22 protein-coding genes and 1 pseudogene are annotated in these 21,290 nt (G+C 62.1%); 11 read left to right on the top strand and 12 right to left on the bottom strand.

From position 1 onward, the window contains the following. Nucleotides 1-101: 101 nt before the first annotated feature. The gene (locus HX881_RS11650; protein WP_177084505.1) at nucleotides 102-1,124 is read right to left on the bottom strand and encodes a transporter; all 1,023 of its coding nucleotides are present in this window, start codon (nucleotides 1,122-1,124) and stop codon (nucleotides 102-104) included. Nucleotides 1,125-1,408: 284 nt separating this feature from the next. Here HX881_RS11650 and HX881_RS11655 point away from each other — a divergent pair, with 284 nt between their 5' ends. Next, nucleotides 1,409-1,849: a hypothetical protein gene (locus HX881_RS11655; RefSeq protein ID WP_017126166.1), complete on the top strand. Its 441-nt coding sequence runs from the start codon at nucleotides 1,409-1,411 to the stop codon at nucleotides 1,847-1,849. Here the strand turns inward: HX881_RS11655 and HX881_RS11660 are convergent, their stop codons facing one another. Then, nucleotides 1,850-2,653, bottom strand: a complete 804-nt coding sequence (locus tag HX881_RS11660) for a putative hydro-lyase (protein ID WP_017126165.1) — start codon at nucleotides 2,651-2,653, stop codon at nucleotides 1,850-1,852. Nucleotides 2,654-2,955: 302 nt separating this feature from the next. Here HX881_RS11660 and HX881_RS11665 point away from each other — a divergent pair, with 302 nt between their 5' ends. After that, a complete protein-coding gene (locus HX881_RS11665) occupies nucleotides 2,956-4,230 on the top strand; it encodes an MFS transporter (protein ID WP_085983778.1) in 1,275 nt (424 codons plus the stop codon). A 122-nt stretch (nucleotides 4,231-4,352) separates the two neighbouring features. After that, complete coding sequence (locus tag HX881_RS11670; protein WP_177084507.1) at nucleotides 4,353-5,597, top strand: OprD family porin; 1,245 nt, start codon at nucleotides 4,353-4,355, stop codon at nucleotides 5,595-5,597. A gap of 93 nt (nucleotides 5,598-5,690) precedes the next feature. On the opposite strand, the gene HX881_RS11675 is transcribed toward HX881_RS11670, so the two are convergent. Both HX881_RS11675 and HX881_RS11680 read right to left on the bottom strand, forming a co-directional pair. Beyond that, complete coding sequence (locus tag HX881_RS11675; RefSeq protein WP_017126162.1) at nucleotides 5,691-5,999, bottom strand: PepSY domain-containing protein; 309 nt, start codon at nucleotides 5,997-5,999, stop codon at nucleotides 5,691-5,693. 116 nt (nucleotides 6,000-6,115) lie between these two features. Continuing rightward, nucleotides 6,116-7,240 carry a glycerophosphodiester phosphodiesterase gene (locus tag HX881_RS11680; RefSeq protein WP_177084510.1) on the bottom strand — a complete coding sequence of 375 codons (1,125 nt, stop codon included), beginning with the start codon at nucleotides 7,238-7,240 and terminating at the stop codon, nucleotides 6,116-6,118. A gap of 229 nt (nucleotides 7,241-7,469) precedes the next feature. Here HX881_RS11680 and HX881_RS11685 point away from each other — a divergent pair, with 229 nt between their 5' ends. Further along, a complete protein-coding gene (locus HX881_RS11685) occupies nucleotides 7,470-7,796 on the top strand; it encodes a DUF2025 family protein (RefSeq protein ID WP_017126160.1) in 327 nt (108 codons plus the stop codon). A 44-nt stretch (nucleotides 7,797-7,840) separates the two neighbouring features. Here the strand turns inward: HX881_RS11685 and HX881_RS11690 are convergent, their stop codons facing one another. Further along, the gene (locus HX881_RS11690; protein ID WP_177084512.1) at nucleotides 7,841-8,551 is read right to left on the bottom strand and encodes a CTP synthase C-terminal region-related (seleno)protein; all 711 of its coding nucleotides are present in this window, start codon (nucleotides 8,549-8,551) and stop codon (nucleotides 7,841-7,843) included. A gap of 73 nt (nucleotides 8,552-8,624) precedes the next feature. Here HX881_RS11690 and HX881_RS11695 point away from each other — a divergent pair, with 73 nt between their 5' ends. Continuing rightward, nucleotides 8,625-9,512 carry a LysR family transcriptional regulator gene (locus tag HX881_RS11695; protein WP_245223002.1) on the top strand — a complete coding sequence of 296 codons (888 nt, stop codon included), beginning with the start codon at nucleotides 8,625-8,627 and terminating at the stop codon, nucleotides 9,510-9,512. A 22-nt stretch (nucleotides 9,513-9,534) separates the two neighbouring features. Here HX881_RS11695 and HX881_RS11700 read toward each other — a convergent pair whose 3' ends face one another. The 4 genes from HX881_RS11700 to HX881_RS11715 form a co-directional block, all read right to left on the bottom strand. Continuing rightward, nucleotides 9,535-10,062 carry a DUF1003 domain-containing protein gene (locus tag HX881_RS11700; protein WP_017126157.1) on the bottom strand — a complete coding sequence of 176 codons (528 nt, stop codon included), beginning with the start codon at nucleotides 10,060-10,062 and terminating at the stop codon, nucleotides 9,535-9,537. An 83-nt stretch (nucleotides 10,063-10,145) separates the two neighbouring features. Beyond that, nucleotides 10,146-11,462 (bottom strand): methyl-accepting chemotaxis protein, encoded by a 1,317-nt coding sequence (locus tag HX881_RS32975; protein ID WP_177084513.1) that lies wholly within the window; start codon nucleotides 11,460-11,462, stop codon nucleotides 10,146-10,148. Nucleotides 11,463-11,644: 182 nt separating this feature from the next. Then, nucleotides 11,645-12,727: a diguanylate cyclase gene (locus tag HX881_RS11710; protein ID WP_177084522.1), complete on the bottom strand. Its 1,083-nt coding sequence runs from the start codon at nucleotides 12,725-12,727 to the stop codon at nucleotides 11,645-11,647. A 170-nt stretch (nucleotides 12,728-12,897) separates the two neighbouring features. Further along, nucleotides 12,898-13,512 (bottom strand): TetR/AcrR family transcriptional regulator, encoded by a 615-nt coding sequence (locus HX881_RS11715; RefSeq protein WP_017126155.1) that lies wholly within the window; start codon nucleotides 13,510-13,512, stop codon nucleotides 12,898-12,900. A gap of 197 nt (nucleotides 13,513-13,709) precedes the next feature. Between HX881_RS11715 and HX881_RS11720 the strand changes: the two genes are divergently transcribed. After that, nucleotides 13,710-14,759, top strand: coding sequence for an MBL fold metallo-hydrolase (locus tag HX881_RS11720; protein ID WP_177084524.1), 1,050 nt, complete (start codon nucleotides 13,710-13,712; stop codon nucleotides 14,757-14,759). A 137-nt stretch (nucleotides 14,760-14,896) separates the two neighbouring features. Next, nucleotides 14,897-16,495 (top strand): amidase family protein, encoded by a 1,599-nt coding sequence (locus tag HX881_RS11725; protein ID WP_177084526.1) that lies wholly within the window; start codon nucleotides 14,897-14,899, stop codon nucleotides 16,493-16,495. Between the two features lie 51 nt (nucleotides 16,496-16,546). Here HX881_RS11725 and HX881_RS11730 read toward each other — a convergent pair whose 3' ends face one another. Beyond that, on the bottom strand, nucleotides 16,547-17,350 hold the full coding sequence (locus tag HX881_RS11730) for an SDR family NAD(P)-dependent oxidoreductase (protein ID WP_177084528.1): 804 nt from the start codon (nucleotides 17,348-17,350) through the stop codon (nucleotides 16,547-16,549). A 118-nt stretch (nucleotides 17,351-17,468) separates the two neighbouring features. On the opposite strand from HX881_RS11730, the gene HX881_RS11735 reads away from it, so the two are divergent. Together HX881_RS11735 and HX881_RS11740 are read left to right on the top strand one after the other, a co-directional pair. Next, complete coding sequence (locus tag HX881_RS11735; RefSeq protein ID WP_017126151.1) at nucleotides 17,469-18,407, top strand: GlxA family transcriptional regulator; 939 nt, start codon at nucleotides 17,469-17,471, stop codon at nucleotides 18,405-18,407. 107 nt (nucleotides 18,408-18,514) lie between these two features. After that, on the top strand, nucleotides 18,515-19,075 hold the full coding sequence (locus tag HX881_RS11740) for an AAA family ATPase (RefSeq protein ID WP_177084530.1): 561 nt from the start codon (nucleotides 18,515-18,517) through the stop codon (nucleotides 19,073-19,075). A 59-nt stretch (nucleotides 19,076-19,134) separates the two neighbouring features. On the opposite strand, the gene HX881_RS11745 is transcribed toward HX881_RS11740, so the two are convergent. Beyond that, complete coding sequence (locus HX881_RS11745) at nucleotides 19,135-19,464, bottom strand: helix-turn-helix domain-containing protein (RefSeq protein ID WP_042935299.1); 330 nt, start codon at nucleotides 19,462-19,464, stop codon at nucleotides 19,135-19,137. Between the two features lie 193 nt (nucleotides 19,465-19,657). Here HX881_RS11745 and HX881_RS11750 point away from each other — a divergent pair. Next, nucleotides 19,658-19,918 (top strand): annotated as a pseudogene (locus HX881_RS11750) (type II toxin-antitoxin system HicB family antitoxin); the annotation flags it as partial. Nucleotides 19,919-20,170: 252 nt separating this feature from the next. Here the strand turns inward: HX881_RS11750 and HX881_RS11755 are convergent. Continuing rightward, complete coding sequence (locus tag HX881_RS11755) at nucleotides 20,171-20,395, bottom strand: hypothetical protein (protein WP_177084534.1); 225 nt, start codon at nucleotides 20,393-20,395, stop codon at nucleotides 20,171-20,173. 507 nt (nucleotides 20,396-20,902) lie between these two features. On the opposite strand from HX881_RS11755, the gene HX881_RS11760 reads away from it, so the two are divergent. After that, a complete protein-coding gene (locus HX881_RS11760) occupies nucleotides 20,903-21,199 on the top strand; it encodes a hypothetical protein (protein ID WP_017126145.1) in 297 nt (98 codons plus the stop codon). Nucleotides 21,200-21,290 lie beyond the last annotated feature (91 nt).

The raw sequence follows: 21,290 nt of genomic DNA on the forward strand, positions 1-21,290 counted from the left end.
AACGGATAACCGTCATGATCATTGCGAAATGTTACAGAGAGACTGCGGCAGGTCAGTGTTCAGTGGATTTAGTGGCTCCGCTGGTCCGGCCGCAGGTCGTGTCAATAATCCTGACGCTTGCGAAAGGCCCAGCGCCCGGCCAGCACGGTGAAGGTCGCCACCAGTGCCACCAGGATCCAGAACCCTTCCGGGTCGCCCGCGAGCGGAATGCCGCCGACGTTCATGCCGAAGAAGCCGGCGATGATGTTGATCGGCAGCGCCAGTACCGTCACCACCGTCAGGGTGAACAGGGTCCGGTTGCTCTGCTCGTTGAGGTTGGCGGCAATCTCTTCCTGCAACAGCTTGATCCGTTCGCCCAGGGCCTCGAGGTCGCTGAGGATCAGCGAGAACTCCTCGGTGGACTTGCGCAACTCCTTGACGTCCTCCTTCTGCAGCCACTGCGGCGGTCGGTTGAGCAAGCGCAGCAGCGAGCCCGGCTCCAGGGCGAGCAGGCGCTGCAGGCGCACCAGCACCCGGCGCATGGCGCCGAGTTCCGCGCGGTTGTTGCTCAGGCGCAGGGCCAGCAACTGGTCTTCGATCTGGTCGACGCTGATGCTGGTCTTGCGCACGATCTGGGTCAGGACTTCACCCTGGTCGCGCAGCAGATGCACCAGCAACTCCAGCGGCGAGCGGAAGCGCTCGCCGGCCTTGACCGAGGAGCGCAGCTTGTCTACCGAGTGCAGCGGTTGCAGGCGGGCGCTGATCAGCAGCTTGCTGCGGGCACAGACCCACAGCGTGGAAATATCCGACGACACCATGCTGCTGAGGTTGAACACCACGTCGTTGACCACCGCCAGCAAGGCGTTGTCGACATGTTCGATACGGGTCGAGCGCGAACCTTCGTGCAGCGCTTCGAAGAACTCGTCGGGCAACGACAGGTGCGCCTTCATCCAGCGCTCGCACGCGGCGTGGGCCAGGTTCAGGTGCAGCCAGAGAAATTGCTCGGGGTCTTCGGGTTGTTGCAGGCATTGCAGGGCGGTGGCGGAGTCGATCTCCTCGCCGCGTTCGCCGGCGCGAAAGCGAAAGCCATAAAGAAGGCCGAACAGGTCCGAGTCGCGGTGGCTTTGGTCAAGGCTGTGGTTCATGGAGGCTCGCAGGAATGAAGCGCCCGAAACATTTTTTTACAGGTTCGCTTGAGCCGCATCATCTCAAGGCTTTTTGACATTTTTGTTACAGCTTGGCGTGTCCGCCTGAGGGTCTCGACCTGAAAGGTCCCGGCCGCTCACCGAGTACGATTGCCGACGTGGCGGAACGCAGGCTCAGACGCTTGTGTATCGGGCCGCTGACCAAGGGGATACAGGATAGGTCTCAAGCACGCGGCGGCGTTGTCGATGATGGGGATATCACTACCTGAACAGGAAACATCCCCATGGTCAGCATCACATCGGTCACCATCACTCCAAGCCTGTCGACCAGCACCGCCACCAAGGCGGCCAGCGCCGACGGCACCACCACTGCCGGCACGACCGCGGCGGCCACTGATACCACCAAGGTCGCTGGTGGCCAGCCGGCAGGTGCCGGTGGCGCCTCGGGCAGCAGCGACAGCTCCAGTTCGGAATCCGATACCGTCAAGGAACTGCGCAAGCAACTGGCCGAACTGCAGAAGCAGTTGCAGGAACAGGAGCAGGCCATGCAGAAGGCGCAGTCGAGTAACGAAAGCCCTGATGCCAAGGCCGCCGCCGTGGCGAGCGCGGAATCCCAGGTGGCGACGATTTCCGCTTCGCTGCAGACCGTCAGCGCGGCGTTGACCCAGGCCCTGCAGGAGTCCGGTGGCAGCACCTCGGGCGGTACGGTCAACACCACCGCCTGATTACAGGGCGTGATTGTGCAGGTCGGTCACCAGCATGCAGCCTGGTGCATGGGTGATGCACAGCGGCGGACGTGAGGCCTGCACCACCGATTGCGGGGTCACGCCGCAGGCCCAGAACACCGGGATCTCGTCGTCGGCCACCGGCACGGCATCGCCATAGTCCGGTGCGGCGAGGTCGCGGATGCCGATCAGCGCCGGGTCGCCGATATGCACCGGGGCGCCGTGGACATTGGGCATGCGCCCGGTGATCTGGATGGCCTGGATCGCCGCGGCGGCTTTCAGCGGGCGCATGCTGACCACCAGCTTGCCTTGCAGGCGTGCGGTCGGCCGGGTGTCGATAGCGGTCTGGTACATCGCCACGTTGCGACCCAGCTCGATATGCCGCAGGCCGATCCCGGCGTCCAGCAGCGGCTGTTCGAAGGAGAACGAGCAGCCGATGGCAAAGGCCACCAGGTCGTCCTGCCAGAGCGTGGCAATATCCAGTGGTTCTTCGCTCAGGACGCCGTCGCGGTAGACCCGATAGCGCGGCACGTCATGGCGGATATCCACGGCCTGGCCCAGGTGACGGAAGATCGGGTCGCCCGGCTCGGTGACGTCCAGCAGCGGGCAGGCCTGGCGATTGAGGGTACAGAAACGCAGGAACTCATCGGCCCAGTCACCCGGCAGTATCACGATATTGGCTTGCACCCGACCCTGGCCGAGCCCACTGGTGTGGCCCTGGTAGCGTCCGGCGGCGATCTCCTGGCGCAGGTCGAACGGCGTACGCTGGCGCAATGGGTCGAAGGGCATGGCGGGCTGGTTCATCGAAGCGTCTCCTGGGGCCGAAGGGGCCTTTGCAGGGCTCTTTGTAAAAAAAACCGGGTCAGGCTGTCCAACCAGAAAATCTGGTGTTGTGAACAAGAAAAGTTGATGACGCAGCTCATCAATTTTTCTTATGCATTGACCGGCTTTTTTCCCGTTTGACGCTGGTGTGGCCCGGCGCGAAGAATCCGCTCCACGACGCAGCGCATTGCGTCGGCTCCCCCACGACAACGCCTTCACAACAAAACAACGAGGCGTGTCCGTCACTTTCCTTTGCTGCCGCAGGAACCTCCATGGACAACACCATGACTGACCACGTGCCTTCAGGGGCGCGCCGTGCCGGCCCGTTCGGCTGGTACGGACCACTGAGCAAAAATGAAAAACGTACTTTCTGGAGCTGCAAGATCGGCTATGGCCTCGATGGCATGGACACGCAGATGCTCAGCTTCGTGATTCCCACCCTGATCGCCACCTGGGGCATTTCCAAGGGCGAAGCCGGGCTGATCGGTACCAGCACTTTGCTCGCCTCGGCGGCCGGTGGCTGGATCGCCGGGATTCTCTCCGACCGCATCGGCCGGGTACGCACCCTGCAACTGACGGTCCTCTGGTTTGCCTTTTTCACCTTTCTCTGCGGGCTGGCGCAGAACTATGACCAGTTGCTGGTGGCACGCACCCTGATGGGCTTCGGTTTCGGCGGCGAATGGACCGCGGGGGCGGTACTGATCGGCGAGGTGATCCGTTCGCAGGACAGGGGCAAGGCGGTGGGCATGGTGCAGGCCGGCTGGGCCCTGGGCTGGGGACTGACGGCGCTGCTGTATGCCGGGTTGTTCAGCTTCCTGCCGCCGGAGCAGGCCTGGCGGGCGTTGTTCATGATCGGCCTGGTGCCGGCCTTGTTCGTGCTGGTGATCCGGCGCCTGGTCAAGGAATCCGACACCTTCGAGCAGGCCCGCCAGGAGCGCCCGGCCAAGGCTTCGCCCTGGGCCTTCTTCGAGATCTTTGCCCCGCGGATGCTCAGCACCACCTTGCGTGCTTCGCTGCTGACCACCGGTGCGCTGGGCGGCTACTACGCGATCACCACCTGGCTGCCGACCTACCTGAAGACCGAGCGCGGCCTCAGCGTGCTGGGTACAGGCGGTTACCTGGCGATGGTGATCGTCGGCTCCTACGTCGGTTATGTGACCAGTGCGCTGCTGACCGATGCCATTGGCCGCAAGAAGAACTTCATCCTCTTTGCCGTCGGCTCGATGGCCATTGTCCTGACCTACACCCAATTGCCCATCGATAACACCTGGATGCTCTGGCTCGGCTTTCCCCTGGGCTTCTTCGCCTCGGGCATCTTCGCCGGTATGGGGGCGTTCCTGACCGAGCTGTTTCCAACGCGCATGCGCGGTTCGGGCCAGGGCTTCTGCTACAACGCCGGCCGTTCCATCGCCGCGTTGTTTCCGCTGTTTATCGGCGCCCTGAGTGAAACCCTGCCCATCGGCACCGGTATCGGCGTGTTCGCCGCCGGGGCCTACGGGGTGGTGATCCTGGCGGCCCTGAGCCTGCCGGAAACCCGCGGCCGACAACTCGAGTCCTGAACCCTGGCACGCCCGGGCCGCCACGGCCCGGGCCATTGCCACCCCTACGCTTTTCACCACATCGGTCGCGAACCCAACGCCCCCGAGAGGGCCGGCTCGTGCCCGCAAAACAGGAGCACACCATGAAGCACTTCGATACGTTGTCACGTTCACCGCTTTCCATCGGCACTCTGCTCGGCCTGGGACTGCTCTGCGCACCCGGCGCCCGGGCGGACTTTATCGCCGACAGCAAGGGCAGCCTGGAGGCGCGCAACGTCTATTTCAATCGCGACTTCCGCCAGCCCGGCTCGCGGGAAAAGGCCGATGAATGGGCCCAGGGGTTCATGTTGCGCCTGGAGTCCGGCTTCACCGCCGGGACCCTCGGATTCGGCATCGATGCCCTGGGCATGACCGGCTTCAAGCTCGACTCGGGGCGTGGCACCGCCGGTACCGGCCTGCTGCCGGCCGACCTGTCGAAGGGCGGTTCGCAGGACAGCTACGGCGAGCTGGGCCTGACCGCCAAGGTGCGCCTGTCCAACAGCGTGCTGAAAGTCGGGACCCTGCAGCTCAAGGATCCGGTGGTGATTTCCAACGACACCCGCCTGCTGCCCAGCACGTTCAAGGGCGGCGTGTTGAACGTGCAGGAGATCGACCGGCTGAAGCTGACGGCGGGGCAACTGAGCCAGATCAACTATGTCGACTCCACCGACTACCAGGACATGAGCGCCAACCGCATTGGCGGCGTCAGCGACAAGTTCCAGTTCGCCGGGGCCGACTACCAGTGGCTGCCGAACCTGCTCACCCAGTATCGCTACGGCAAGTTGCAGGACATCTACCAGCAGAACTTCGTCGGCCTGGTGCATAACTGGGACCTGGGGGCCGGGCAGGGCCTGAAGAGCGACCTGCGCTACGCCCGCAGCACCGAGGACGGTAACTTCCGGCCGCTGGACAACCGGGCCCTGGGCGCGATGTTCACCTACAGCCTCAAGGGCCATGCCCTTGGCGTGGGCTATCAGCGCATGAGTGGCGACGATCCGTTCCCGTACATCGGCCACAGCGACCCGTACCTGGTGAACTTCGTGCAGATCGGCGACTTCGCCAATATCAACGAGCGTTCCTGGCAGCTGCGTTATGACTACAACTTCGCCGCCCTCGGCTTGCCGGGCCTGAGTTTCATGACCCGCTACGTGTCCGGCGACAACGTGCAACGCGCGGCGCCGGGCGAAGGGCGGGAATGGGAGCGCAACACCGACATCGGCTACGTGGTGCAGGACGGTACGTTCAAGGGCGTGGGCGTGAAATGGCGCAACGCGACGGTGCGCTCGAACTTTGGCAATGACCTGGACGAGAACCGCCTGATCCTCAGCTACACCCTGGCGCTCTGGTAGGCCCCGGGATAACGCCGTTCCATTCGGCTTAAGGGGAAGCAGAAAAGCCGCGCCCTGATGGTTGAGGGCGCGGCTTTGGCGCAGGCGGGTGGATCACTTGTCTTTCTTTTCACTCTGGAAAGCGGCGGTCTTGGCGTCGAGCTTGACTTCCCATTTCACGCCGTCGGTGCCGGTCAGTTCGACCTCGTAGACATAACCGCCGCCGGCGACCTGATCGAGTTCGGTGTCGGTGATGGTGGCGCCGGGGTGCTTGGCCAGGGCGGCCTGGTTGAGCTTCTCGAAGTCGGCGATGGCGCCGGATTTGAGCAGCCCGGGAATATGGTCCGGACGAACGTCGGCCTGGGCGAAACCGGCGGCGAGGGTCAGGGCGGTGGCAGTCAGCAGTGTGGTAAATGGTTTCATCTGGAAGATCCCTTGATTGAATGGCTTCAGTGGGATCAGCTTAGGTGTTGCAACTTAATTCATCCTTAATCCCTGAAACCGGCGCCCCGGGGCGCCGGTCCATGGGGCGAGGCGGCTCAGTAGCCGTTGGCCTCGAGGATCTGCGGCACGGTCTTCGGTGAAGCGCGCTTGAAGTACTTCAGCAGTTCCGAGGCGCGGTTGGTGAAGATGCCATCGACGCCGGCGTCGAGGACCTTCTTGAAGTCCTGGGGTTCGTCGACGGTATAGACGTGCACCAGCAGACCCTTGTCATGGGTGTACTTGTTCATCCAGGGTTTGACCAGGTCCGAATAGCTCTGGTCGCCGCCATGGGTCAGCTCCGCCGACGGGCCGGTGCCGATGGCGCCCTGGGCCTTGGCGTAGTCGATCCACTGCTCGAATTCGGCCTTGTCCTTGGGTTCCTGCCGGGCGTAGTAGGCGGCCTTGGTCTTCTCGCCGGAGTCGGCGAAGCTGACCTTCGACTTCGGTTCGATGCTGCCTTCACCGACCCACAGCAGGAGGATTTTCGGGGTGTCCGGCATTTCCTTCTGCAACAGCTCCAGGCTGCTCTTCTCGAAGGTCTGCAGGATCACCTTGCCTTTGCCCTGGCCGACCTGGGGCTGTTCCTTGGACACCACCGTGTTGGCGCTCAGCAGGCCGCGTTCCTGCAACTTGTTCTTCAGGTCATGTTCGATGCCGGGGAACTGCTTGGGCTCCTTGGTCTCGATGTACAGGCCCGGCTGGTGTTTCGGGTTGGCCTGGGCGATATCGATGATCTGGTCCAGGCTGAGGATCTTCAGGCCGACATAGGCCGGGCGGGCACGCTCCGGGTAGGCCTTGTTGAACCAGCTGCCGGCGTCCAGGGTCTGCAGCTCGGCCCAGGTGAACTCGTTGGCCGGGCTGTCCTTGCGCTCGGGGAACTTGCTGGCGACGTCGGTGGTGCGCGACAGGTTGTTGTCGTGCAGGGCGAAGATCACACCGTCCTTGCTGCGTTGCAGGTCCATTTCCAGGTAGTCGGCGCCCAGGTCGCGGGCCAGGGTGTAGGACGCCGCAGTGGATTCGGGGGCATCGAACGAGGCGCCACGGTGGGCGATAACGGCCGGATGCGGGATACCGTGGGTGGCGGCGAGATCGGCCGAGGCGGTGCTGGCCTGCGCGCTGCTCAGGCCCATGGCCAGCAACAGGCTCACGATCAGGGTACTTTTGCTGAAGGTGACGGGCATTTCGAATTCCTTTCGTGGAAGCGGGGGGAACTCCTTTTAACAATTGAATGCTTCAAGTGCTATCGCGAAACCGACATAAAGCTGACATGCGTCGTTTTTTGCCGGCGTAATCGTGATGGAATCTGCAATACGCTCGAGTCGCAGTTTCCCCTCCAGAGGGAAACGCACCGCCTGCCTTGTGTGTAAACCATCGACCCATGAGCCTTCCGGCTCTCCAGTGAGGTTTACCATGCGCATCACCTCTGAACTCATCTGCCAGGCCGCCGACCGGCTCCAGGGTTTTGTCGGCCTGAACCGCAAGACCGGCCGATACATTGTCCGTTTCAGCGAAGACGCCTTCGGCATGGACGTGGCGGATGACGCGATCATTCCCGCCAGCGAATTCGTCTGGTTGCCAGCGGCGCAGGAGACCATGTGCCTGAGCCGCGAGCGTATTCAGTTGCTGCTGGATCAGAATATCGATGATCGGATCGCTGTCAGCGAACCGCTGCGGGTGTATATGCGGCGCGTGGATATTCCGGAGATTGCTGCCTTGCGCCGGGTGCTCGCTACCTGACGTGCCGGCTCTGCTCAGCGATCGAAGCGATAGGCTCGCTCTACCTATTGCGAGCGTTCCGTGCAGGCGCTGAGGAAGGCAGCAACCAGTGGTGGCGGGTTGCCTTGCAGGGCGGCCCGTTCCGGCTGGAACAGGGTTGCGACAAAGAACGGGTGGTTCTTCAGTTCCACCGCCCGCAGGTCGCCCAGGGTATCGCGACCGCTGGCCGATATCCCGGCGTCGAGAAAGGCGGCCTCGAACTCGGGGTTGATCCCGTAGCGGCAGCGATATCCTTCGTGGATCTGCAGGCGGGCATAGGCCCTGGCGATCCGCGTGCCCGGCACCAGCGTGATGCTGTCCGTGGCCTCGACCAGCGAACAGCTCAATGGCGAGATGACCGCACGTGGCGAATCGGGCACCTCCTCGCCATGTTCTGCATCGGCCCAGCCGAGCACATGGCGGGCATATTCGAGAATGGCATGTTGAAATCCGCCACAGGTGCCGAGAAACGGTCGTTGCTGCTCGCGGGCATGCCGAATCGCCAATAACGCGCCTTCGAGACTGCGATACGGACTGGCCGGTACGCACCAGAAACCGTCGAAGACCGAGAGATCGGTGCCGGCTTCGATGCTGTCGGTGGCCAGCCAGTGGGGCCGCACCGTCACGTCGACGGTTTGGGCCGCCAGTTGCAGGGCTACCGGGATGGCCCGGTGGGCCGTGACCTGCGGGTCGTGATCGCCGACCAGGGCAATCCGGAGACTGGGTTGAATGGACATCCGTGTTTCCCTCGGCTTGTTGATTTCTGGCGCGAACTATAAGGTGGCGCTGGCGCATTCAATATAGGCATTTATCCAAGTGAACAATGCATCGGCGCACTATCGACTGGAGCATGCGGACCTGGCCTTGATCCTGGCGCTGGTGCGTGGCCGCTCCCTGGCGCGGGCGGCGGCGTTGCTCAAGGTCGACGTATCGACGGTGTTCCGTGCGGTGCGGCGGCTGGAGGCGGCACTGGGCCAGAGCCTGTTCGAGAAGAGCCGGGCCGGGTATCTGCCCGGCAGCCTGGCGCAATCCCTGGCCGAGCAGGCCGAACGTGCCGAGCAGGCACTGGAGGCGGCGTGTATCAGCATCGAGCAGGGCGGCGAGGTGATCAGCGGCACCGTGCGCCTGACCTGTACCGATTCGGTATTGCAGAGCCTGCTGCTGCCGGCGCTGGCGCGGTTCATGCCGGCCTATCCGGCGCTGACCCTGGAACTGAGCACGACCAACGATTTCGCCAACCTGAGCCGACGCGACGCGGATATCGCTGTGCGCCTGACGACGTCGCCGCCCGAGCATCTGGTGGGGCGTTGTCTCGGGCAGGTGAGCTATCGCGTGTGTGGCAGCGCGGCCTACCTGCGGGCGGCTGGCCACGAGGATGCGCAGCGGCTGGCCTGGATCGCGCCGGATGACTCGCTGCCCGATCACCCTACGGTCACCTGGCGTCGGCAGCACTTGCCTGGCGTGCGTCCGGTTTATCGCTGCAACAGCATGTTGTCGGTGGCCGAACTGGTAGGGGCCGGGTTGGGTATCGCGGTGCTGCCGGACTTCATGATCAGTGAGGCGCAGGGCATGCGGGCGTTACACCCGCCCTTGTCCTGCCATGAGTCGGCCCTGTGGTTGCTGACCCGCCCGGATTGCCGTGCCTTGCGCTCGGTGGTGACGCTGTTCGATGAGCTGGCCCGGTCAATCCGTCTCTAGTGGCCTGTGTGGCTACGAGGTGTCAGGATTTGCGCACGAAATGCTCGTGCATCTCCGAGGTCAGGTTCTCGATGCGCTCGGTCAGTTGCTTGGTCATTTCCGTCAGGCGGGTGTTCTGCTCCAGCAACTCCAACAGTTGCGCGGTGTTTTTTGCGGCGGTGGCCTGGCGCTCGGTGTTGGCGATGGCCAGGGCTTCGCGGTGCTGGGCGTCGGCGTCGGACTGGGCCTTGTCGCGGGCGGCCTGGCGCGTCTGGGCCAGCAGGATCAGCGGCGCGGCATAGGCCGATTGCAGGCTGAAGGCCAGGTTGAGCAGGATGAACGGATAGACGTCGAAGTGGGTGATACCGGTGACGTTGAGCACCACCCAGAGCAATACGATCAGGGTCTGGGCGCCAAGAAAGGTCGGTGTCCCGAAGAACCGCGCAAAGGCTTCGGCCTTCAGGGCAAAGTTGTCGTTGCCAAAGGTCGGGCCGAGGTGCGCATGGGCGCGATGGAAACGCAGGTGATCGACTTTTTCTTCAGGTTTTACTTCGAGCGTGTCGGCGGTCATGGGGCACTCTTCAGGGCGTGGAAACAGGCCTCACTATAGACCTGTCGCCCGCTGGCAAGTGCCCCTTTCCTGGCGTTTCCCCGTCAATGTCCCTGGTCGTTGGCGAACATGCTGACCGCCTGCACGGCGTTGCTGGCGCCATCGCGGATCTGCAGGATCACCGTACCGGCTTCGTCCGCCAGGCCGACCCCCTTGGCCGCCCGGTCACGGGTGCCGTTCATGCTGTGGATGGCCTGCTGGGTTTCGTTCTGGATCATGTCGATCATGCTGGAAATCTCGGCGGTCGAGCCGCTGGTGCGCGCCGCCAGCAAGCGGACCTCATCGGCGACCACGGCAAACCCGCGTCCCTGCTCGCCGGCCCGTGCCGCTTCGATGGCGGCATTCAGGGCCAGCAGGTTGGTCTGGTCGGCAATCCCGCGAATGGTGTTGACGATGGCGGTGATCTGCTCCGAGCGTTCGCCCAGCTTGGCGATCAGCGCGGAGGAGCCCTCGATGTTCGAGGCGATCTCGCGCATTTCGGTGGCGGCCTGCTGGATCACCTGGGTGCCTTGCTCGGCGACTTTGCGGGTCTCGACCGAGATGTGATACGCCTCGCTGGCGCTCATGGCGTCCTGGGTGTGTTTCTCGACCCGCTGGGTCACGTCCGAGGCGAACTTCACCACTTTGCACAGCTTCCCGCTGGCGTCGTAGACCGGGTTGTAGCTGGCCTCCAGCCAGACCGTCTGACCGCGCTTGGTCACGCGTTCGAACTGGCCGCTGAAGAATTCGCCCTGGTTCAGGCGACGCCAGAAGTCCTGGTAGTCGCTGCTGCCGACGGTGGCCGGGGTGCAGAAGACCCGGTGATTCTTGCCCTGGATCTCGGCCGGGCTGTAGCCCATCAGATCGAGGAAGTTCTGGTTGGCGCAGATCACGGTGCCGTCGGGGGTGAACTCGATGGCGGCCATGGCCCGGTCGATGGCCTGCAACTTGCCATTGGCTTCGCTTTCCTGCTGCATCTTGGCGGTCACGTCCAGCGCGTACTTGACGATTTTCACCACGCTGCCGCTTTCATCGCGGATCGGGTTGTAGCTGGCTTCCAGCCAGAGATTGCGCCCATCGGCCGCGACGCGCTCGAAGGTGCCGGACTCGAACTGCCCGGACTTCAGGCGTGACCAGAGCTGGCTGTACTCGGCGCTGCGGGCATAGGCCGGTGTGCAGAACAAGCGGTGGGGCTGGCCCAGGACCTGCTCCTGGCGATAGCCGGTGGCCTTGAGGAAATTGTCGTTGACCCGCAGCACCGTGCCGTTGAGATCGAACTCGATGACGGCCATGGAGCGGTCGATGGCGGCGAGCAGGTGGGTTTGTTGATCGATGGTCTGTTGCAGGGTCTGGATGGCTTTCTTGTGGGCGGCAAAGAACATGGTGTTCGCTCGGAGAAGGGACAGCGTTAGGGTCAGTCCCTGTCGAAGCCCGGCTCACCCCGTCAGGCAGGGGACCGGTTGCCAGCGTTCCGTAGGTGGCACTTTGCCCTTATCGTCATACAAATCTGCCGGGAGTTGTACAGAAATCCGCCGTACGGCTTTTTGTACGAGGCGAGCGGACGTCAGGCGGAGTTGGCGAGGAACTCGGTGGACGGATCGGCGCTGGTGTTGTCGGCGCTGTTGACCTTGTTGCGCCCGGTGTTCTTGGCCATGTAGAGCGCCTTGTCGGCTTCGTTCAGCCAGGCGCCGGCATCCTTGAAGTCGGCGCGGCAGGGCGCCAGGCCGATACTCAGGGTGACCCGCAACTCCGGCACTTCCTCGCTGCGATAATTGCTGAATACCTGGCGCAGCCGCTCCATGACCTCGTTGGCCTGGGCCAGCGACATATCCGGCAGGATCACGCAGAACTCGTCGCCGCCATAGCGCCCGGCCAGGTCGTGTTCACGCAGGTTGGCCCGCAGGTCGCGGCTCAACTGGCGCAGCACGCTGTCGCCGATCAGGTGGCCGTAGGTGTCGTTGATGCTCTTGAAGTGGTCGATATCGATCACGGCGATCGTGGCCTGGCATTGCGCTTGCCGGCATTTGTGGAACTTGACGTGCAGCAGGTCTTTCCAGGAGCCGTGATTGAGCAGGCCGGTCAGGCTGTCGGTGCGGCTCAGGGCGCTGAGGGCACGCTTGTGCTCGGCCAGCTTGATCGCCAGCTTGAAGCAACCCATGCCGATGACCATCGGGTACAGGATCAGCACCGGCAGGCAGGCATAGATCTGCAGCTGGGTGGTCACCGGGTTGAACGCCGGAGTGAAGATCAGCCAGGACACCACGATCCCCAGCGCTTGCGCGGCCACGCCCTGGGCCATCAGCCGCGGGCCACCGGCGGCGACGTTGTGCATGGTCATCAGCGAGAGCATGTTGACGGTGACCAGGGGATTGAACTGCATGGTCGCCGCCCAGAACCCGCCCATCAGCGAATCGACCAGAATATTGCGCCGCTCGGTCCGGTAGGGGTAACTGGAGTGGCGGGCGACCCGGTACGCCACGTGCGGCCAGGCGACGGCATTGAGCAGCAGCAGACCCCAGATCCAGGCTGGCATCGACAGGGGAGCGAGTGCGGCGATCACGCTGAAACAACCGATGCCAACGCCTACCGTTCGGGGCAGGTAAATGCGTCTGGCAAACGACTGCCCTTTGCCACGTTGGATTTCCATAGGTCTATGCGCCACTTTTTTCTTTATCTGAGCACAAAAGCTGTGCTCTGCACGGAACGGCCGTTCATCGGATAAGCAAGATGAATATTGTCGAGCATTCCGTAAAGAATAATCAGTGTCCTTCCAAGCCATTTCGAAGGTCTGGAAGGTGATTCAGGCGTCTGCGCCGGCTATTTGACGATTTCGTAGCCGGCGAGGAACAGATCCAGCGCCGATTCTATGACGCGGGTCTGCATCGGGGGATCCAGCGGTGGCTGGCCGAGGGTGATCTGTGGCCAGAAGGCGAAGGCCTTGAGCAGCCCGTGCAGTTGTTGGGCGGCAAATTCCGGGTCGACCGCCTTGAAGGTGCCGTCGGCCTGGGCATCACGGATCCACTGTTTGAAACCTTCCTCGCGCTCGGCCAGGCGCGAAACCATATCCTGCGCGCGCTCGGGAGCATGGATGGTGGCGGCGATCGCCACCCGGGCCAGGTCGAGGAAGTTGCCGTCATTGAGCAGACGCATTTTCAGCGTCAGCAAATCGCGCAACTGGTCACGCAGCGAGCGCTCCGGATGGTAGGACATATCCAGTTGCGAAGCGCTGCTGGCCCACAGGCGGTGGAGGATTTCCGCGAACAATTCTTCTTTGCTCGGGAAGTGGTTGTACACGGTGCGCTTGGAGACCCCGGCGATGGCGGCGATCCGGTCCATGCTCGTGACCTCGAAACCGTCGGCGCGAAAGGCCTCGATGGCGGCCTGGATAATGGCTTCGCGTTTACGGTCGGTCAGGCGCAGGGGAACGGTCATGGGCAGGCTTCAAAAGGGTTGATAAAAATTACACTCGGCAGTTTACTTGTCGGGCGCTTTGTTGCAAGCTAGAAACTACACTGTGTAGTGTAGTTTGTTTTTTGCAATATTACCGGATCAAGGCTTGCGTGCGGCGGCCATCGATCACCCCGTACTGAACGTGGGAACTGCGCTGGGTTCCCGGGAGTCACCCTGTCATGGCTATTCGTTCGCGCACCTCCGACAAATCCTCGTCCCTGCAAGAGCAGGGGCTGTTTCGCAACCAGGCCCCGACTCCTCACGGCGGTCTGGGCAAGACCCTGGGCATCTTCTGGAAAATGCTGTTCCAGAAGCCGCGCAATACCCGTCCGGCGAACCGCGTACCGGTCGCGGCGTTGAGCCGTGAGCAACTGTTGGCCGCGCCCGACTTCAGCGTGTTCCGTCTTGGCCATTCGACCCTGTTGCTCAAGTTGCACGGCAAGTTCTGGCTGACCGATCCGGTGTTCGTCGAGCGCGCCTCGCCGGTGCAGTGGGCCGGACCGAAGCGTTTCCACCAGCCGCCGATCAGCCTGGAAGAGTTGCCACCCATCGAGGCGGTGATTCTTTCCCACAATCACTATGACCATCTGGACTACAAGACGGTCCTGCAACTGGCCGAGAAGACCCGGCACTTCCTCGCACCGCTGGGCGTGGGCGATCTGCTGGTCAAATGGGGTATTCCCGCCGAAAAGGTCCGGCAACTGGACTGGTGGGAGGAAACCACGGTCGATGGCATCCGTTTCGCCGCGACGCCGTCGCAGCACTTCTCCGGGCGCACGCTGTTCGACAACAACCAGACCCTGTGGGCGTCCTGGGTGATGATCGTCGGTGATGTACGGATTTTCTTCAGCGGCGACAGCGGCTATTTCGATGGCTTCAAGCAGATCGGCGAGCACTACGGGCCGTTCGACCTGACCCTGATGGAGACCGGTGCCTACAACGTCGACTGGCCCCATGTGCACATGCAGCCCGAACAGAGCCTGCAGGCCCACCTGGACCTGAAGGGGCGCTGGTTGCTGCCGATCCACAACGGCACGTTCGACCTGGCGTTCCATGCCTGGCATGAACCGTTCGATCGGATTCTCGCCCTGGCCTGGGAGCGTAATGTGGCGATCACCACGCCGCAGATGGGCGAGGCGTTCAATCTGCTGCAACCCCATCGTGGCCGCGCCTGGTGGCTGGATGCCGAGCAGACGGTAACCGCCGAATTGCCGGCTGCCGCGCGTTAAGGCATCTGACTCCAACCGTCGACTTTTGGCTCGACCCGTAACGACCCGTGTCCGGCGCTTCTTGCACAAGTGCCGATTAGGATGACCGGCGCCAGTGAAATGACTCACTGGCTTCTGGTTTGATCAGGACACGATTCATGTCTTTACCGTTCAAAAAATGTGCCTTGGCGCTTGCCCAGGCCGCCTTGTTGAATGCCTTGTACCTGACTCCGGCGACAAGCCTGGCAGGCATCTGCGAGACGGCCGTTGCCGCGTCGTCACCGCCGACCCAGGACCAGGCTCTGCAGGGGGCTGAGTACTTGAGTGCCAGTGACCTTGGCGAAAGGCTGGCGCAAGGGTGCTTCACCTCGGTGGCCCTGGTTCGGCACCTGAACGAGCGCATCCGCCGTCTCGATAAGAAAATGATTGAAGAGCGCGCGATCAACGCTGTCCTCGAGCTTGATCTCGAAGTGCTGAAGGTTGCCCAGGCGCTGGATGAAGAGCGCCGACAGGGAAAAGTCCGCGGTCCGTTGCATGGCGTACCGGTGCTGCTCAAGGACAATATCGAAACCGGCGACAGCCTGCAGACCGCGGCCGGCTCGCTGGCCATGGTCGGCCAACCGGCGCAACGGGATGCCTTTATCGTCGCCAGGCTGCGTGAGGCCGGAGCGATCATCCTGGGCAAGACCAACATGAGTGAGTGGGCGAATTTCCGCGGCGACGAACTCCCCGACGGTTGGAGTGGCCGGGGCGGGCAGACCCATAACCCCCATAAACTCGACGGCGATGTCTGTGGCTCCAGTTCGGGCTCGGCGGCTGCGGTTGCCGCCGGTTTTGCGCCGCTGTCGGTAGGGACCGAAACCCTGGGCTCGATCATCTGCCCGGCGCAGAGGAATGGTGTCGTGGGGTTGAAACCCTCGGTCGGCCTGATGAGTCGCTCGGGTATCGTCCCGGGTTCGCGTGAGCTCGACAGCGCCGGCCCGATCACCCGGTCGGTGCGGGACGCCGCCCTGATGCTCAATGCAATGACCGGTCTTGACCCGAAGGACCCGGCCACGTCACAGGTGCCCGTGGCGAAGGACTACAGCGCATTGCTGAAAGAGGATGCGCTGAAGGGCAAGGTCATCGGTTATCCGAGCCGTTTCCAGCCTGGCAGCCAGGCCATGGAGGATCATCCGCAGTTTGCCAGGGCGCTGGCGGCCATGAAGGAGGCGGGGGCGCAACTGGTTCCGGTCGATCTGCCGCATACCGACTGGAGCCAGGGTGAAACGGCACGCCTGGACCGTTTGTTCGACATGTCGATCAAGCGCGTTCTGCCGGATTATCTCGCCAGCCGCCCCGGCCTGCCGGTTTCCACGCTGCAGGGGTTGATTGATCACAACGAAAGCCAGCCAGCAGAGGAAAACCATAACCAGAATCTGTTGAAAAGGGCCAATGCGCTGGTACTGGACGAAGGCAAGTACCTGCAACTGGTCTCCGAACTTGGAGGAGAAGCCCGGACAAATATCGACAGTGTATTGGTCAAGCATGGTCTGGATGCAATCCTGGGTGACCCGCATCCGTGGGCATTCCTGGAGGTTGCCAGCGTCGCCCTGGCGGGATACCCGGGGATAACCGTGCCTTCGGGGCTGGATGTCGACGGTATGCCGACCTGGGTTCACTTCTTCGCCGGCCGCTGGAGCGAGGCCGAGCTGCTGGCGGTTGCCTATGGCTATGAACAGGTTTCCGCGCAACTGGTCCACCCGGATCTGTCCTGACCTCTCCCGGTGAAGTGAGCAAGCCCGTTGGCGGGCTTGCTCCGGGGCGGGTCAGGCGCCGGTCAGGTAACGTGGCGCCGGCCGGCTGTGGGACAGATTGGGGCCCAGTGCCAGTCGGGCCTGCTCGTAGGCCTGCCAGTCGGCGATATCCGGCAGCGACGGAATGGTCACCAGTTCTCCCTGGGCCAGGCCGGCGAGGGCGGCGTCCACCATCTGCTCGGCGCTCATGACGATCTCGCTCGGCAGGTGCTGGACCGACAGGCCGGCCACGTCCCAGAACTCGGTGCTGGTGGCGCCTGGCAGCACGGCCTGGAGCTTGATGCCCTTGTCGCTCAGTTCATGGTGCAGCGACTGGGTGAATGCCAGCACATAGGCCTTGGTCCCGCCATATACCCCGTTCAGCAGTTGCGGCGCCAGGGCGACGATGGAGGCGATATTGACGATCGTCCCTTCACCACGGGCCACGAAGCTGGCCGCGGCAGATTTTGCCAGGCGGGTAAGGGCGACGACGTTCAGTTGAATCATCGCATCCATCTTGGCCTGCTCGGACTCCAGAAGCGGGGACGCGGCGCCCACCCCGGCGTTATTGATCAGGACACGGATACGGCTGTCGGTTTCCAGGATATGGGCGATGCGGGCCAGGTCGCGGTTGTCGTTCAGGTCGGCCTGGACCACTTCGATGGTGCGCTGGGTTTCCTGGCCCAGGCGCAGTGCCAGTTTTTCCAGGCGTTCGCGATTGCGGGCGACGAGGATCAGGTCGTGGCCGCTGCGCGCCAGGCGATCGGCATACAGGGCGCCAATGCCGGAGGAGGCGCCAGTGATCAGGGCCACGCCTGGGTGGGATGTTTGAGTCATAACGAGTCTCCAGAATGGCCGGCGAGATGTCGGCGTTGCTGGAACCAAGATTATGGTGGTAATTTATTGTCAGCAATGTCAGATATCCCACCTTTTAGGACATCCCGGAGAACCTTCTATGATCAGCGTCGGCATTATCCTGTTCCCGGGTTTCCAGGCGCTGACGCTGGCTACCGGTTCGGTCTTCGAGCATGCCAATCTGCAAGTGGAGCGTGAGGTCTACCGGGTCGACCTGGTTTCCGAGCACGGCGGCGTGGTCAGGAGCTCCATGGGTTTTGGTGTCGAGACCAGGCCGTTCGGTGCACAGGAGTACGACACCCTGCTGGTGGTGGGCGATAACGACCTGGTGCCCGGCGCGTGCGGCTTGATTGACTATCTGCGTGCTGCCCCGGCCTTTGCCCGGCGCATCACCTCGGCCTGCACCGGCTCGTTTCATCTGGCCGCGGCCGGCCTGCTCGAGGGGCGCCGGGCGACGACCCACTGGTATCACGCGCGAATCTTCCGGCAGCGGTATCCGGGTGTCCGGCTTGAAGAGGATCGGATCTTCACCGTGGACGGGCCGATCTGGACCTCGGCCGGCATGACCGCCAGTATCGACCTGGCCTTGGCCCTGGTGGAGCAGGACCTGGGCGTGGAAGTGACCCGGGAGCTGGCACGCACTCTGGTGGTGTATCACCGTCGGGCGGGTGGTCAGTCGCAGTTTTCCGCGCTGCTGGCCCTTGATCCGAAGTCCGATCGCGTGCAGAGCGCCCTGGCCTTTGCCCAGGAGAACCTGCGGGAGGATCTGTCCGTCGAGCAACTGGCGCAAGTGGCGCATCTCAGTCCCCGGCAGTTCAGCCGCCTGTTTCGGGCGGAAACCGGCCAGTCACCGGCCAAGGCCATTGAACACCTGCGCCTGGAGGCGGCCCGGTTGATGATGGAGTCGGGCTGGCATTCCATCGATATCGTTGCCCGAGACACCGGTTTCGGTGACGCCGAGCGCATGCGCCGGGCCTTTCTGCGGGCCTACGGACAGCCGCCGCAGGTCATACGGCGGTCGCTGCAACTGCAGCTCTAGACGCTGCACAAGACGACCTGCCCGTCGTCGGCTAAGTGCGTGGGCCAGGGCCTGGGAGGCCGCCGGTCTATCATGGAGCGTGAGACAGGATGTGCTCAGGAATCCTTATGGCCTACAGAATCCACCTTTTCGGTGCCTCCGGCTCCGGCACCACGACCCTGGGCCGGGCACTGGCCGAGCGCCTGGGTATCGCGCATTTCGACTCGGACAACTTCTACTGGCAGCCCAGTGAACAGCCCTTCAGTTGCAAGCGGCCGAGGGACGAACGGATACGCCTGTTACGTGAACAGCTTGCCGGGCATGACAGCTGGATACTCTCCGGTTCGCTGTGCGGTTGGGGCGATGCACTGATCCCGGCGTTTACCCATGCCATTTTCGTCTGGCTGGCCCCCGAGGTTCGCCTGCAACGTCTGCGATGGCGGGAGTTCCAGCGTTACGGTGCACGAATATATCCGGGCGGTGAACGTTTTCTTGCCACACAGACCTTTCTGGACTGGGCCGCCGGTTATGACACGGGTGACCACGGCACCCGCAGCCTGAAACGCCATGAAACCTGGATCAAGGAACTGAGATGCCCGTTGCTGCGGGTGGACTCCACTCATTATCCGGTAGAAGCCCTGGTCGACCATGTGATCGAAGAGCTTGACCGGGCATCAATCGCCCGCTGACATCAGCGCTTTGCTCAAGCCATCTTCGGACGTCCTGCCGCCAGGTGGGCATTCATCGCTCATTCGATCATTTCGAAATCTTCGCGCTTGATCGGATCCGGCGTGCAGCCGCGAATATTCATCCCCCGACCTGGTGCAAAGCCGGGGAAAAATACCAGGCCCTCGGCTTCCAGGCGAAAGGCCAGTGCCAGGCGGGTGACATCCTTGAGCGGTTCACCGGCCTCGAAACGCTGGATGGCGGCCACCGAGACGCCGGATTCCCGTGACAACTGCTCCTGGCTCCAGCCCAGCATGACGCGGGCCTGGGCACAGTGCTTGGGCGTGAATTGATGAAGCACGATGCGCTCGGCGGTGGTCCTTGGCACTGAAAGGCTGGCTGGGCAGGACATGCTGTTCTCCGGTATCGATCAGGATGAAATGTACTGTGTTTTTGTACAGTTGTTTGTGAGCCTGATCAACCGGTTTTTCAGGATTCCGATTATCGGTATGGGAGCCGCGATGGCGGGTGCACCCAGCAGATGACATTTTCTGTAACTGCCTTTGCTTTGATGGGGAGAAAGTTGGTTGTGTGTGGTGTGTATAAAAGGTCTGTTGGCCGATGGGGAGCCGCTGCCTCATGCACGGGAGGTGGATGTCTATCTGGACGTGCCTGATTACGCGGGTGGGTTGTGGGCCCTTGTCGATTTTGATCTGACGCCTTACCTGGGCAAGTCGGTGAGATTCAACGCGTCACTGCCTGAGCACCTGCTTGAGCGGATCGACGAACGTGTCCAAAAAGATCAACGCTATGCCTCACGCTCCGGCTTTCTGGCGACGGCGGCCTTGCGTGAGTTGTATGCCTGAACGCCTTCATATCCAAAGCGAGATGACTGGGAGGGAGGCAATCACCTGATCATGGACCGATCATTCGCTGGTGCAGATCCGGGAATAAAAGCTGCGCAAACCAGATTGGCAAGCCGGGATACAGGTCACGGGCTTTAGGACTGCGGCTCTCTACAAGGCCCAAGTTTGTGAGTGTCTTGAGTTGTTCGATGGCGGTGCGCTCATTGAGGCCCGTGAACACCTTGAAATCAGCGCGACTGATCTTTCCTTGTGTCAAAAGGACGTGCAATGCGCGAACTGGCCTTCAATCAGATTGCTGTAAAAACTGCTGGTCACGCGAAGGAGCCCACCAACCCGAGAGGTCATCTCAGGTGAAACCATTCCTGTCAGCTTCCCAGCCTGGAAGTGGATTTCCTCTGCCAGCTTCAGAAGCTCTGAGGGGAAAGCTGGCATGAGGGGTTCAAGCCAGTGGTTTCCTATCATCAAAGTGGAGGGCATTTGGGCTCCTTTTGCAGATTTTTTTGCAGATTTTTTTAGGGCTGAATGTCTTTACGTAAAAGGGCTTCAGGCATTTATAGCATCAATTTTTTAAGAGGATCTGCAGATTTTTTTGCAGATATTACTGGAAGGGGGCGCTCGTTTCGCGATTGCTCTGGAAAGCGCGGTCTTATCTTTAGGTTTCCTACCGCTACGTCAGTAAATTCACCGGCCAATTGCCGATTGTGGTGGATTGTTCCTGATGGAGAAGCAGGCTTAGAGTCTGAGCCATTCGCTGGAAAATCTGGCGAAAAGGGTTTCGCAGCCCTTTTGCAAGGTACGAAAAAGCATCATGCAGACGCCTGTGGCTGTATATTTGCCGCGGCTCGTTTCATGGTGGCTGTGTGTGGGAGGCTTTCGAGCCTGCCGAATTTCGTACCTTTTTCGGTCTGCGAACCCGCACACAGCTGCCACCCATTTCGTTTCGCAGCGAGGGGTGGTCAATTCCTTAAGGTACGGAGTTTGACTATGGATACCGAGCACATCCCCAGGCGCTTTATCCCGATGGACAGCGTCTCCACCCAGTTCCCCGTTCTGTACATCGACCGCAATGCGCCGCTGGTTGATCTGCATGCCTGCGTCAGCGAACGCATTCGGGCGGTCAACAAGTTGATGACCTTGTTTACCTGTAGCCGGCTGAGCGATAGCGATCCGCAAGACCTGGGCAACATTGCCGCTATTTCGCGATTGTTGCTACAGGATGCCAGTGACGTATTTGATGTGATCGAAACGCGAGGGCTGAAAGAGCAGCGTGTAGCTTCCTGATACAGGTAGGCAAATAAAAAAGCCCTGAACAAGTTCAGGGCTTTCAGCTTTCCGGACTATTCGTTCAGGACGAAGATCAATCCCAGCTCAA

This window comes from Pseudomonas gingeri (assembly GCF_013386115.1).
Lineage (GTDB): Bacteria > Pseudomonadota > Gammaproteobacteria > Pseudomonadales > Pseudomonadaceae > Aquipseudomonas > Aquipseudomonas gingeri.

Coding starts and splice junctions, on each gene's coding strand:
- HX881_RS11740 (WP_177084530.1), top strand. CDS start 18,515: ATGGCCTACAGAATCCACCTTTTCGGTGCCTCCGGCTCCGGCACCACG.
- HX881_RS11660 (WP_017126165.1), bottom strand. CDS start 2,653: ATGAACCAGCCCGCCATGCCCTTCGACCCATTGCGCCAGCGTACGCCG.
- HX881_RS11680 (WP_177084510.1), bottom strand. CDS start 7,240: ATGCCCGTCACCTTCAGCAAAAGTACCCTGATCGTGAGCCTGTTGCTG.
- HX881_RS11745 (WP_042935299.1), bottom strand. CDS start 19,464: ATGTCCTGCCCAGCCAGCCTTTCAGTGCCAAGGACCACCGCCGAGCGC.
- HX881_RS11710 (WP_177084522.1), bottom strand. CDS start 12,727: ATGGAAATCCAACGTGGCAAAGGGCAGTCGTTTGCCAGACGCATTTAC.
- HX881_RS11720 (WP_177084524.1), top strand. CDS start 13,710: ATGGCTATTCGTTCGCGCACCTCCGACAAATCCTCGTCCCTGCAAGAG.
- HX881_RS11655 (WP_017126166.1), top strand. CDS start 1,409: ATGGTCAGCATCACATCGGTCACCATCACTCCAAGCCTGTCGACCAGC.
- HX881_RS11725 (WP_177084526.1), top strand. CDS start 14,897: ATGTCTTTACCGTTCAAAAAATGTGCCTTGGCGCTTGCCCAGGCCGCC.
- HX881_RS11735 (WP_017126151.1), top strand. CDS start 17,469: ATGATCAGCGTCGGCATTATCCTGTTCCCGGGTTTCCAGGCGCTGACG.
- HX881_RS32975 (WP_177084513.1), bottom strand. CDS start 11,462: ATGTTCTTTGCCGCCCACAAGAAAGCCATCCAGACCCTGCAACAGACC.
- HX881_RS11670 (WP_177084507.1), top strand. CDS start 4,353: ATGAAGCACTTCGATACGTTGTCACGTTCACCGCTTTCCATCGGCACT.
- HX881_RS11675 (WP_017126162.1), bottom strand. CDS start 5,999: ATGAAACCATTTACCACACTGCTGACTGCCACCGCCCTGACCCTCGCC.
- HX881_RS11715 (WP_017126155.1), bottom strand. CDS start 13,512: ATGACCGTTCCCCTGCGCCTGACCGACCGTAAACGCGAAGCCATTATC.
- HX881_RS11665 (WP_085983778.1), top strand. CDS start 2,956: ATGACTGACCACGTGCCTTCAGGGGCGCGCCGTGCCGGCCCGTTCGGC.
- HX881_RS11730 (WP_177084528.1), bottom strand. CDS start 17,350: ATGACTCAAACATCCCACCCAGGCGTGGCCCTGATCACTGGCGCCTCC.
- HX881_RS11700 (WP_017126157.1), bottom strand. CDS start 10,062: ATGACCGCCGACACGCTCGAAGTAAAACCTGAAGAAAAAGTCGATCAC.
- HX881_RS11650 (WP_177084505.1), bottom strand. CDS start 1,124: ATGAACCACAGCCTTGACCAAAGCCACCGCGACTCGGACCTGTTCGGC.
- HX881_RS11685 (WP_017126160.1), top strand. CDS start 7,470: ATGCGCATCACCTCTGAACTCATCTGCCAGGCCGCCGACCGGCTCCAG.
- HX881_RS11690 (WP_177084512.1), bottom strand. CDS start 8,551: ATGTCCATTCAACCCAGTCTCCGGATTGCCCTGGTCGGCGATCACGAC.
- HX881_RS11755 (WP_177084534.1), bottom strand. CDS start 20,395: ATGCCCTCCACTTTGATGATAGGAAACCACTGGCTTGAACCCCTCATG.
- HX881_RS11760 (WP_017126145.1), top strand. CDS start 20,903: ATGGATACCGAGCACATCCCCAGGCGCTTTATCCCGATGGACAGCGTC.